General features: G+C 37.2%; 13 protein-coding genes. 11 read left to right on the forward strand and 2 right to left on the reverse strand.

Annotated elements, in window-relative coordinates:
- Nucleotides 1-2: 2 nt before the first annotated feature.
- From BLT94_RS20585 to BLT94_RS22705, 7 genes are all read left to right on the forward strand, one after another.
- Nucleotides 3-710: a hypothetical protein gene (locus tag BLT94_RS20585; protein WP_092238435.1), complete on the forward strand. Its 708-nt coding sequence runs from the start codon at nt 3-5 to the stop codon at nt 708-710.
- Complete coding sequence (locus tag BLT94_RS20590; protein WP_092238438.1) at nt 707-1,384, forward strand: hypothetical protein; 678 nt, start codon at nt 707-709, stop codon at nt 1,382-1,384. Before BLT94_RS20585 ends, BLT94_RS20590 begins: the two co-directional genes overlap by 4 nt.
- Before the next feature lie 309 nt (nt 1,385-1,693).
- Entirely contained in the window at nt 1,694-1,927 is a 234-nt protein-coding gene (locus tag BLT94_RS20595) for a hypothetical protein (protein ID WP_014955721.1), read from the forward strand.
- Complete coding sequence (locus BLT94_RS20600; protein WP_092238441.1) at nt 1,914-2,171, forward strand: type II toxin-antitoxin system RelE family toxin; 258 nt, start codon at nt 1,914-1,916, stop codon at nt 2,169-2,171. The genes BLT94_RS20595 and BLT94_RS20600 overlap by 14 nt, the downstream gene beginning before the upstream one ends.
- 138 nt (nt 2,172-2,309) lie before the next feature.
- Nucleotides 2,310-2,831, forward strand: a complete 522-nt coding sequence (locus BLT94_RS20605) for a tetratricopeptide repeat protein (RefSeq protein ID WP_092238444.1) — start codon at nt 2,310-2,312, stop codon at nt 2,829-2,831.
- A 73-nt stretch (nt 2,832-2,904) separates the two neighbouring features.
- Nucleotides 2,905-3,786, forward strand: coding sequence for a damage-control phosphatase ARMT1 family protein (locus BLT94_RS20610; RefSeq protein WP_092238448.1), 882 nt, complete (start codon nt 2,905-2,907; stop codon nt 3,784-3,786).
- 40 nt (nt 3,787-3,826) lie between these two features.
- Nucleotides 3,827-3,991: a hypothetical protein gene (locus tag BLT94_RS22705; protein WP_407641571.1), complete on the forward strand. Its 165-nt coding sequence runs from the start codon at nt 3,827-3,829 to the stop codon at nt 3,989-3,991.
- A 121-nt stretch (nt 3,992-4,112) separates the two neighbouring features.
- Here BLT94_RS22705 and BLT94_RS20620 read toward each other — a convergent pair whose 3' ends face one another.
- Nucleotides 4,113-5,105: a GlxA family transcriptional regulator gene (locus BLT94_RS20620; RefSeq protein WP_092238451.1), complete on the reverse strand. Its 993-nt coding sequence runs from the start codon at nt 5,103-5,105 to the stop codon at nt 4,113-4,115.
- 162 nt (nt 5,106-5,267) lie between these two features.
- On the opposite strand from BLT94_RS20620, the gene BLT94_RS20625 reads away from it, so the two are divergent.
- The 4 genes from BLT94_RS20625 to BLT94_RS20640 all read left to right on the forward strand — a co-directional run bounded on the left by BLT94_RS20625 (nt 5,268) and on the right by BLT94_RS20640 (nt 8,887).
- On the forward strand, nt 5,268-5,951 hold the full coding sequence (locus BLT94_RS20625; protein ID WP_092238454.1) for a transglutaminase-like domain-containing protein: 684 nt from the start codon (nt 5,268-5,270) through the stop codon (nt 5,949-5,951).
- 60 nt (nt 5,952-6,011) lie between these two features.
- Nucleotides 6,012-7,004: a carbon-nitrogen hydrolase family protein gene (locus BLT94_RS20630; RefSeq protein ID WP_092238457.1), complete on the forward strand. Its 993-nt coding sequence runs from the start codon at nt 6,012-6,014 to the stop codon at nt 7,002-7,004.
- A gap of 532 nt (nt 7,005-7,536) precedes the next feature.
- Nucleotides 7,537-7,971 (forward strand): hypothetical protein, encoded by a 435-nt coding sequence (locus BLT94_RS20635; RefSeq protein WP_014955727.1) that lies wholly within the window; start codon nt 7,537-7,539, stop codon nt 7,969-7,971.
- Nucleotides 7,972-8,179: 208 nt separating this feature from the next.
- Nucleotides 8,180-8,887 carry an FKBP-type peptidyl-prolyl cis-trans isomerase N-terminal domain-containing protein gene (locus BLT94_RS20640; protein WP_092238460.1) on the forward strand — a complete coding sequence of 236 codons (708 nt, stop codon included), beginning with the start codon at nt 8,180-8,182 and terminating at the stop codon, nt 8,885-8,887.
- On the opposite strand, the gene BLT94_RS20645 is transcribed toward BLT94_RS20640, so the two are convergent.
- Nucleotides 8,797-10,173 (reverse strand): IS1380 family transposase, encoded by a 1,377-nt coding sequence (locus BLT94_RS20645; protein WP_175530440.1) that lies wholly within the window; start codon nt 10,171-10,173, stop codon nt 8,797-8,799. The two genes, BLT94_RS20640 and BLT94_RS20645, sit on opposite strands and share 91 nt — an antisense overlap.
- Nucleotides 10,174-10,622 lie beyond the last annotated feature (449 nt).

Here is a 10,622-nt window from a genome sequence, read left to right on the forward strand (position 1 = left end):
TAATGTTCAATGAAAAATATGAATCAGAAGTATCTGGTAGATTATCCGGACCTTATACCCCTGAGTTTGACACATCGATCAAAGAAGTGATTTTATTCATAGAAAGAAATCTCATTATTTTTTCTGAATCTATTGCTCTATCTCAAATTCAAAACGAAAAAGGCCTCACACAAACGCTTGTCGAAATTCTCAATTTAAACGCCATAAGAGGATTTTCACCCTTTTGGTTTGAAAAAGAATATATGGAAAATCCAGACAGGGGCGACAGCCCCTCGGTTGATATAGGGACACTAAAAATTGATAACAGCGGTAATGTTATCAATTCGGTCGTTCTTGGAAATAAATCTTTTTTTTCGATCGAGGCCAAAAGATTGCCCACACCAGGGAGTAATAGAGAAAAAGAATATGTAATCGGTTCAAAAAACAATGGCGGAATTGAGCGCTTCAAAACCGGGAAGCATGGATCTGCGCTAAAACACAGTGGGATGATTGGGTTTGTTCAGAAAAATGATTTTAAATACTGGAATAAAAAAATTAACGAGTGGATTGTTGAGTTGGCGCAGACAAATACCAAATCTGATATAAACTGGTATGAATCTGAGATTTTAATTCCCAAACATTTTGAAAAGACCACAGCTCAATTGATTTCGAAACACGAAAGAATGAACAACTCATACATATCTCTGTGTCATTTATGGGTATGCATATGAATCGGTATCAAACAAATCATTCCAATGAAGTTCACCAACTAATTGTAACACCATCAAAACATTTTTTCGTCACACGCAACGGCATCTTAAAACATCAAAAGAAGCCCTTTGAAATAAAACTTGAAAATTGTAAAGATTTCAAAAAAACACATATAACTCATTACATTATCAGAGATCATTTTAGCGGTTTGGTTTACTGGGAGACATGCACATCTAACGCCGCAATCCCAATTCATGAATTTCTATTTAGAGCCTGGGCTAAAAAAGAAAAACAACCTTTCTATGGAATGCCTTCCTGTATGACCATTCCTAAAAATGTCCAACTATTTTACCCTGGTTTGGTGAATTTTGTTGAAACATTGGGTATTGATTTCATAAAAGTCACCAGCGGTTTTCAAGGGGGTGTTCGCGACATTAGAACGATAGAAGATGAATTAAGATGCGCTGGATTGTTTTTGGGGAATCCTGAACAATTTCAGACTGAATTACCTTTTGAACTAATTTTGAAAAAATCTTATGAAATCTGTACCAGGCTTTCTAATAATTTTTATAGAAAACCATCAAAAAAGGAAACTTGGCTATCGGGCTTTGGTTCTGAGCAAAAAATATACATCCCCAAATCTTTAGAAATATTCAAAACTACATATCAAGGCATCGCAGAATCAGAATACTGATAGATATCAATTTGAAAGCATAAATATTCAAGAGTAAATCCTAACAAAAAAATGCTGGCGGGCGAGCCGCAGATTTTTATGTTCCAGGCGGCTGCGCCGCCTGGAACGCGGTGCTGACTTCGTCCAGCCCCTGGCCCCGGCGTCTTGCGCCGGAACCAGGAGCTGGACCGGTCACCGCACGCCGATCAATCAAACTGCGTTTGCCTGATCGGTGTGCGGCGCCAGTCAGCACCGCGTTCGCTTCCAAAACATTGACATTATAACGTCATAACGTTATAATACCAAAATAAAAAACTTGGGGGTGAGATTATGGCAAAATTATCAAAACGTTCAACCATCTATTTAGATCCAGTCCTTCATCAGGCATTACGACTAAAATCTCTTGAAACATCACGCTCTATGTCAGATATAATCAATGAAGCATTGAGAGAAGCACTTTCTGAGGATGCTGAAGATCTTTCTGTCTTTGATGAAAGAGTTGATGATCCCTTAATCAGCTATGATCAAATGGTTAAGAGGCTTAAAAAAGATGGTCGCATATAAAATTTTTTTCAAATCTTCGGTTTGGAAAGATTTTAAATCAATACCGGATAAGGATTTAACAAAAATTCTTACCTGCATTGAATCTCTCGGTGATAACCCGTGTCAATCCTGGTGTAAAAAACTAAGTGGCCAGGAAAGATATCGTTTAAGATACGGCAGATATCGCATTATCTATTCTATTCAAGATGACGAGCTTTCCATTTGGATTGTCAAAGTTGGACATCGTAAAAACGTATATAGCTAAAGCGAACCAGTGTGTGAACTGGAAGGCAAGGGTCTGCTTCTTTTTAAAGTTTGAAAAATTTTTTGAACTATGTGCTTTCAATTAACTTTTTTGGAAACCCTTGCCGCCCGTTACCCAACCGTTATAAAGGGGTATATAATGGATAAAAATAGTGTGCCACTTTCTGTGGCTGAGTGGTTTAATGAAGGTTTAAGATGTTTCAACAAACCGGACGGAATCGGTGCTGTCAGAGCATTTGAGGCAGTTATCAAGGTGAATCCTGCTTATCGTCATGAGGATGGAGACAACCCCTATTTTTATCTGGGCAAGATTTCCGAAATCGAAGGACGGGTCGACGACGCGATTATGTTTTACTCGAGCGCTTTGACACTGGACCCGTATGACGAGGAGAGCCTTATCGGCCGGGGAAGTTGTTATACGGTTAAAAAGAATCACAAAGTTGCAGTGGCCGATTTCAAAAAAGTGCTGGATATTCCACCTGAAAGCAGGAATGCACCGCTGCAGCATGTGCTGTATGCCATTGCGGAAAATTTCCGCCAGCAAAAGGATTTTCCAAATGCATTGCATTGGGGAGAAAAAGCACTTTCGGAAGACCCTGATAATTATCGACATCAGGAATTGGTGGCCGATGTCAAAAAACAGATGCGGGACGTTCCTTAGAATTCTTCTATGGGTCATATGCGGCTACTATCCTGGTCACAGCAATTTAATATTTCAAGTGGAGTAAAATAAAATGAAAGTAGAAGAAGAATGTATTCCATGTGTATTAAAGATGAGCTTAAACGGGTTACGGTCTCTTAACCTTGAGCCTTATAAGCTAAGAGAAATTTATCATGAGTTTGTTAAGTCCATAATGACGCAAAATGACATTTGGGACATTACAAGTGCAGAACTCGTTGAAAAAATATTAATAAAATTAATTGATAAAACAGGTGTGGCAGACCCTTTTATAACAATTAAAGAAAAAGCAAATTCACAATTGTTATCAATTTATGATAAATTAAAAGATCATGTTCTAAATTGTGACGACCCGATTTTGATGGCAACAAAACTTTCAATTTTTGGGAATACTATAGATATAATGTTATCTGACAATCCTGAAAATAATTTAAAAAAAGTCCTGCTGGCTTACACAAAAGAGATTCCTTTAAATACTGAAAGTTATCAAAAATTCTCATCTCAGCTTAAAAATTCAAAATCACTTTTACTAATTGCAGATAATGCAGGTGAAGCTGTTATGGATAAACTCCTGATTGAAACTTTAAAAGAAAAACACCATATGGAAATGTATTATGCAGTAAGGAATAGCCCGGCTTTAAATGATATCACATATGATGAAACTGTCGATATAGGATTCCCAGACATTGCACAGGTCATTACAAATGGGATAGCTGGTCCCCTTCCAGGAACTATGCTTTCAAGATGCTCTCAAAAATTTTTGAACGTACTTAATTCAGTAGATATGGTGATTGTTAAGGGTGGAGGCAACTTTGAAAGCCTGATAGGAGAAACAAACCTTCCTCTGAATACATTTTTTTTGTTAATGTGTAAATGCGAAGTCCATTCAAGATTCTTCAATAGCCCTGTTGGACAGGCAATTTTATGGGTCAATTAATCAAGGTTTTTTGAGTATGGATTCGCCCTTAGGTAAAGCAATGTCAGGAAAACGAGTGGAGGATGAAATCAAGATTTCTACTCCAAAGGGAGTGAAAGATTTTTATATATTGAAAATTCGTTATTTTGAAAAACAATCATCATCAATTGTTCTCCTGAAGTGCTTGGTTTTATTGAAGTCAGAGTTTGGTTTCAAGGTACTTTGATCCTCCCCCAAAAAAAACTGTAACCGAGGTTAAGCTACTTTTTAGAGAAAATATCCAACAAACGCAAATGCACCGGGCAAGCCGGTGATTTAAATGTTCCAGGCGGCTGCGCCGCGTTATCTTAATGGCCGGGCAGCACTTCAATCGCCCGGAAAAATTTTGTTTTGTATTCTTTTGGAAGAAGCTTTGTATGTTTTTTGAATATTTTTCTAAAAAAGCTGGTGTCTTCATACCCAACAAAAAAGGCGATTTCACTAAACGTTTTAGACGTTTTTTCAAGTAGGTTCTTAGCAATTTCAACCCGTAACCGCTGGAGATAAAGAAGAGGCGTATTCCCTGTTGCAGCATTAAATCTGCGTTCAAGAACTCTGCGGCTCAGTCCAAAATTTTTAGCGAGAACTCCAATATCAATTCTTTGATTGTAATTTTCTTCAAACCATATCTGTATTAATTTAATCTTAGAATCAGCATGATCTTTAGCAAACTGAAAAACAGTATAGGGTTTTTGAGAATTCCGGCCGATATCATGAAGCATTGCCTTTGAACTCTCAAGAGCAATGCTCTGACCGCAATATCTTTCAATCAGATAGATTGAAAGGTCAATGTAGGAATTACAACCCCCCGAACACAATAAATTTCCTTCATCGGTTATTATTTTTTCAGACTGCAAATTAATTTGCGGGTATCGCTTTCTGAAATCATTAGCAAATCCCCAGTGGGTCGTCGCGGTTTTTCCATTGAGCAATCCTGTTTCTGCAAGAATATATGCGCCTGCACAAATACCGGCGATAGTTGTCCCCTTTTTGTTTTGTTCTCTTAACCATTCAATTGCTTTTCCACTTGTTTCTATTGTTTTATAATCAGAAAATGAAGAGATCATAATTAAATCTGTTGATTCAATATCCTGGATGGAACCGTTTGGATATATTGCAGCCTGATGTCTGGTTTTAACTGGTTTCCCATCTTGGGTCACAATATTGATATCAAAATATGATACTTCATCATGACCGGCTATAAAATTCCATGTCACTCCGGTCTGACCAAAAGTATCCATTGTACCCATCACTGAAGACGCTAAAACATTATCCAAAGCAAGTATGGTAATTTTTATCATTGCCTAACTCCATATTGACGCAATCAACTCTTATTTGGTCGTTTTTGGCGCTTTCTCTTTTGTTTGTCAAGAGATAAATATATTTTGTGATCTGAGTATAAATTCTCCAACCCATCTATCTATGGAATTTTATACGTTAGGAATCATTTAATAGGAGAAAAAATGAAAACAACCTTAAAAGAAACTTATTATTGTGATTACGCCCATCCGGAAATTCAAAAACTGGCAAAAAAGCTGGCTGAAAAGACGAATGATCCGGTTGAGATTGCAAAAAAAACCTTTTATCATGTTCGGGACAATATTGTGACCGGATATGATCTCTACAAAGTTAAAGCATCGGACATATTAAAGAAGGGATACGGTATTTGCTGGGGCAAATCAACTCTTCTTATTGCATTGCTCAGGTGTAATCATATTCAGGCACAGTTCGTCACGATACCGGTTCACAGAAAATTTATTAAACCCCTGGTTGGAAATTTATATCATCTGGCAAATTCGCCTTATAACCATTGTATGGTTAATGCCTTTTTGAATAAACGGTGGACCATTCTGGACTCGGTTCTTGATAAAAAAACATATGAAATCTTTTTCGCTCCAGAGAACATTCCATGGGGAATAGACTGGAATGGAAAAGATGATTGCAGGTTATATACAGACAGCGTGGTTGGCGAGCCTGATATTCATGCAGATATTGATAGCGTAATCAGACAAAAGGCTGGAAATACCGAGTTTCCAGCATTCATAGCCATAGGAGTATATAGATTTTTAAATAAACGATTATGGAAAAAGACATTTTTTTCTACCTTACCCCAAATGGGGGATGTAAAACCAAAATATCACTGGTAATGAAATAAACACTAAAAAAGAAAAAGCAGAAGCCGGGCGATAGATAACAAGGAGAAATATATGGTTAACATCGGTATTGTTCAGATGAATGCAGCACCATTGAAGGTTAATGAAAACTTGATAAAGGCGGATGCGCTTATTTCTCAAGCGGTTAAGGACGGTGCGGAGCTTGTAGTATTGCCTGAAATGTTTAATGTAGGATTGTTTGTTCAAGAGCAATTGATGAAACTGGGAGAACCTCTTGATGGTCTTACCACATATTGGTTAAAAGATCAGGCTGCAAAAAACAAAGTATTTATAATCACAAGTATTTATGAGCAGTATGAAGGGGACTTTTATAATACCATGGTAATGGTTGGATATGATGGAAGTCTTCAAATATATCGCAAACGAAATCCGACCGTTCAAGAGCGGCTCGTATGGAAACGATGCGATGAACCAGGCCCTGGAATTTTCGATACTCCATTCGGGCGAATTGGCGGTGCCATCTGTTTTGATTCTTTTTTTAAGGAAACATATGAAGGCTTTAAACAAAGCGGTGTGGAACTTGTTATTATTGTTGCTTTGTGGGGGACTTTTCTTCCGGATATTAAATATCCGGATACGTTTTATTTTAACAAATTATTAAAATATCAATCTTATTTAGCCTCGGAAGTTGTACCGCAGAAGTATGCCAAAACATTAGAAGTACCTGTTGTATATGTAAATCAAAGCGGTACAATTAACATCCCCATGACTCATCCGAGATTTTACCCCATGCTTGACTGGAAAAAATCAACGTACGATTTTGTTGGTAATTCTAATATATATGAACCTTCAGGCAAAAAATTAGTTCAGGGGCTGGATTTGAAAGCTGAATTTTGCACTGTTGTACCTGTAGGAATAAATCAATCAAAAAAAAGACCTGAAGTTTCACGCGTCAATATCCCATCTGGATATATGAAAACAAAGTATTATTTTGTCGAACCACCGTTTATGTTTAAATTATATCAGAAATTATGCTTTAGCGGTTTTAAACCTAAATATGAAGAAATGTGCGGTCGTCATGCATAAGCTTAATCATTCAAATTTCGCACCCTTGAGTAGTGAGTTTTAGTCATCTTGAACCCTTAGTTTGCACAATGAAATCTTTTGTTGGTTTAACAAAGAAACTTGCTTATGATGACAAATAACTTGAGATTTAAACGCTGCAAATTCCGCTGTGTTTAATTTTTACTGGTTATTTGCAGCTTTATTTTGGCATCCTTCAAAAGTACTTTACACTTTCTTAGAGAATTACCCATTTGCAGGGCCTTTTTTCCAAAAGACTGTAAATTACTTTGAGGGTCATATGAAGTACGCCATGTTGGGCGTATGATAATGAGTAAGCCAGATTCTGGTCAGTTCCTTGTAGATTTGTTTGGCGGTAAAATTGGGATAAGAAGTAAAAAATATGATAACATGACGCTGGAGGAGACCGGGAAAATTGCAACTTTTTGAAGTGAAGCAATGCTCATAATTAATAGTGATTTTGAAGCTTTTCACCATCCTTACTCGGCTCCTCAGCTTTCCGTTATGATTTTAACTGAACATTGGAGAAACACTTATGACAAAAGAAGTAATAAGGAAATATGGTGAGCGTGTAGGGTATTCTGAAAATGAGTTAAAAATATTTCATGATGGTGGGCACAGAATTAGACAAGTTGAGCGGTTATCTGAAGCATCCTCATTATATACAATAGAAGCTGAAGTTGTTAAGGCTTGCAATTGCAATTCTGAGCATTCAATAGGGCAAAAGTTTATTATAGATGTTGATGGTAACTTTATCACAAAACTTTGTCCCAAAAGAATGTGCGTATATCTGACTTCACAATTAGTAGTACCCGTAGCGTTGATAAATGAAAGACTAAGTGAGGGATTATCTCCAAATGATTTTCATTTTATGCGTTATATTCGTTGCCCTGACACGGGAGTTGAGTGTTTGGGATATGGTGAAGTAACATTAAAAGTACAGGTAGTTAAGAGAGCTAAGCAAAAGTAAATATCTCAGTAATAATCATAACGAATTGATCAACCTGAATACATTCGCTGTGCTCATATATCATTTTATCATAGCCTTGTTTTATATGTACTTTGTTTGGATAGTAACTGAATGAACCACAAGGATCTGTTTTTTTTATTAATGCAATCTGGTTCCTTTTTGTGTATATTCGAGTCTTTATTAAATATTTTATATATAGGGAATTAAAATAAAAGTTGATTTAGATAAGGTCAGTTATGTTCTTGGACAAAGTATAGGTGGTGATTTTAGAAGACAGGGCTTTGAAATTGATCCTAAAATTTTTGCGGATTCATTTGCTGAAGCTTTTAACGGGAAAGAATCCCAAATGCCTGTTGGTGAAATGCAGCACACTATGCAAAATTTTCAAAGAGCAATGGAGGATAAAAAACAGGCAGAACAGATGGAATCAGGGAAAAAAAATATTGAAGCAGGAGAGAAATTTCTTGAAGAAAATAGTAAAAAAGAGGGGGTAAAAAATACTGAAAGCGGACTTCAGTATAAAGTACTCACTGAAGGAATCGGAAAAAAGCCTGCTGCTACAGATACCGTTGAAACGCATTATGAAGGTAAGACGCTTGATGGTACAATTTTTGACAGCTCATACAAACGTGGACAAACAACAAGTTTCCCACTGAATGGTGTAATCAAAGGCTGGACAGAAGCACTTCAGCTTATGGCTGAGGGTTCAAAATATGAACTGTATATTCCGTCTGAGCTTGCATATGGTCCTGCCGGCAGTGGGGGAATGATTGAACCGTATTCTACCCTAATGTTGCATAAAATTTTTCAGAAATCACTTCATTTCTACGCCGCTTTTTGCAACACATCCATAAAATGGAGTAAATCTTTTTTAACTGCCTGGTTTAGGCTCATTGTAAGAGTGAGTTTTCCCTGAGGTCGAATTAAACGACCCGCTCTTTGGATGATCTGATGCCGGATAGTATCCAATTTTTTGAATTTCCAGGCAGCTGGACGTTTGTGTTTAGCGCGGCTTGCTGCAGGATGCGCTACCATTTGCATTTCCCGTGAGAAATTATGGGCCATCATGGAAGCAATTGTAAAAACCTGGTTTGATGCTAACCGTTTGCATGGAATAACGCCGAGGGCAGTATCTGTTTTAGCATCACCGAATATGGATTCCTGAGAGCCGCGGCCATTGTGAAACAAAACGACTGCTTTTGCAGCGTCAGTTTTATTGGTCACAATCACCTTGTAGTCATACTCCAAATCAAGTGGTATAAAAAGATCCAGTTGGAGAGGGCCTTTTTGTTGTTGTTTGACTTTCTTCCTGGTAAATACGAATCGAAATTCAGTGTTCCAGGATTTGGGTTTCCATTGAGTTTCAAAATATGACCATTTCTTATTAATTTCATTCCAAGCACCGCATTCTTCAATCTTTTTTTTAAGCTCGGCAAACTTTACAAATGGAACAGAAGCTGTAAACTTAACATGGTTTTCAGACACTAAAGAGATAATCTCCTCATTGAAAAAGGCACTGTCCATCCGGGACTCAATGATAGTTCCAGGTAGTTGAGATTTAACTTTTTTAAAACACCGGAGCATGAAATCTGCGGCACCATTTGAATCATGAACATTACCGGGGCGGTGATACATATCAAGGAACTGGCCTGTTTGGGCTATAGTACAAAATAAAGGATAGTAACTTCTGGCACCCTTTTTGACTTTGTTGAATCCAACGGCAGACCCTTCAGCATGCCCTTTGGTAGATAAAACCGAACCATCAAAATCCAGGGTAAGCCTCCCAAAGCTTTCCCGCTGGAGCCCATTGATTACAAATAATCTGGACAGTCGACGAAGGTTTGCAATGCTTTGAGTATCCATCTGGGATAGACTTCTTGAAATGGTTGAAACATCTGGAAGCTTTTTCAATCCCATTAAGCGGAGAACAAGAGGATCATCCCGATAATAATCAATTTCTCTCAACCTCCTGAACCCCAATATCAAGTGAATAATCAGCAGCAACACAACCAAATGATGACCGAAAATGGGAGATACTTTTAAATTGGAAAAACATTTTTTTAGTTTATCTTTCAATTCTATCCGTTTAAAAAACAGTTGGAAAATCAACAAACCTGAAAAGGAAGTAAGTTGCTGATCTTCGAATTTAATCTCAGGAATTTTATGGAATTTAGTATGAATTTGTGCTTTACTGGACTTCACTTGGGGTGGCCTCCTGAATAAGGTTTTTTTTTGTTTCGCAAACTCATTATAACCTTTATTCATGGGCTACCTCAAGTTTTTTTTACTACTATTTTACTCATTTTTTATACAACCGTCGGGTAAACAATCAAACTCAACCGGGCAAGCCGGTTATTTGGGAACGAACCGCGCGGTCAGAACAAAAGTTATGTGCAATTAGAAGGTGTCTGAAGTAAAAAAACAAGACAAGCTCCGTTTAATAACGAACGGTGGCATAAATTTATTTCTATAGCAACACCTAAAATCTTAAAAAAATGACTTTTAAGCGCACCAATCCATAAAAAAAGATATTTATAAAAAAACGAGTAATATCTGGATCGTATTCCGGCTATGTGCGAAGCTCTTGAAAGCTAAAGATAACACCTCCTTTTTTTATAAGCTCATTCATAAAAATAACGCCTGGTAGTTTT

This window comes from Desulfobacula phenolica (genome assembly GCF_900105645.1).
In the GTDB taxonomy this organism is placed as follows: domain Bacteria; phylum Desulfobacterota; class Desulfobacteria; order Desulfobacterales; family Desulfobacteraceae; genus Desulfobacula; species Desulfobacula toluolica.

Excerpts from the sequence above, each read along its gene's own strand:
- BLT94_RS20585 (WP_092238435.1), top strand. The coding sequence starts at position 3 with ATGTTCAATGAAAAATATGAATCAGAAGTATCTGGTAGATTATCCGGA.
- BLT94_RS20590 (WP_092238438.1), top strand. The coding sequence starts at position 707 with ATGAATCGGTATCAAACAAATCATTCCAATGAAGTTCACCAACTAATT.
- BLT94_RS20595 (WP_014955721.1), top strand. The coding sequence starts at position 1,694 with ATGGCAAAATTATCAAAACGTTCAACCATCTATTTAGATCCAGTCCTT.
- BLT94_RS20600 (WP_092238441.1), top strand. The coding sequence starts at position 1,914 with ATGGTCGCATATAAAATTTTTTTCAAATCTTCGGTTTGGAAAGATTTT.
- BLT94_RS20605 (WP_092238444.1), top strand. The coding sequence starts at position 2,310 with ATGGATAAAAATAGTGTGCCACTTTCTGTGGCTGAGTGGTTTAATGAA.
- BLT94_RS20610 (WP_092238448.1), top strand. The coding sequence starts at position 2,905 with ATGAAAGTAGAAGAAGAATGTATTCCATGTGTATTAAAGATGAGCTTA.
- BLT94_RS22705 (WP_407641571.1), top strand. The coding sequence starts at position 3,827 with ATGTCAGGAAAACGAGTGGAGGATGAAATCAAGATTTCTACTCCAAAG.
- BLT94_RS20620 (WP_092238451.1), bottom strand. The coding sequence starts at position 5,105 with ATGATAAAAATTACCATACTTGCTTTGGATAATGTTTTAGCGTCTTCA.
- BLT94_RS20625 (WP_092238454.1), top strand. The coding sequence starts at position 5,268 with ATGAAAACAACCTTAAAAGAAACTTATTATTGTGATTACGCCCATCCG.
- BLT94_RS20630 (WP_092238457.1), top strand. The coding sequence starts at position 6,012 with ATGGTTAACATCGGTATTGTTCAGATGAATGCAGCACCATTGAAGGTT.
- BLT94_RS20635 (WP_014955727.1), top strand. The coding sequence starts at position 7,537 with ATGACAAAAGAAGTAATAAGGAAATATGGTGAGCGTGTAGGGTATTCT.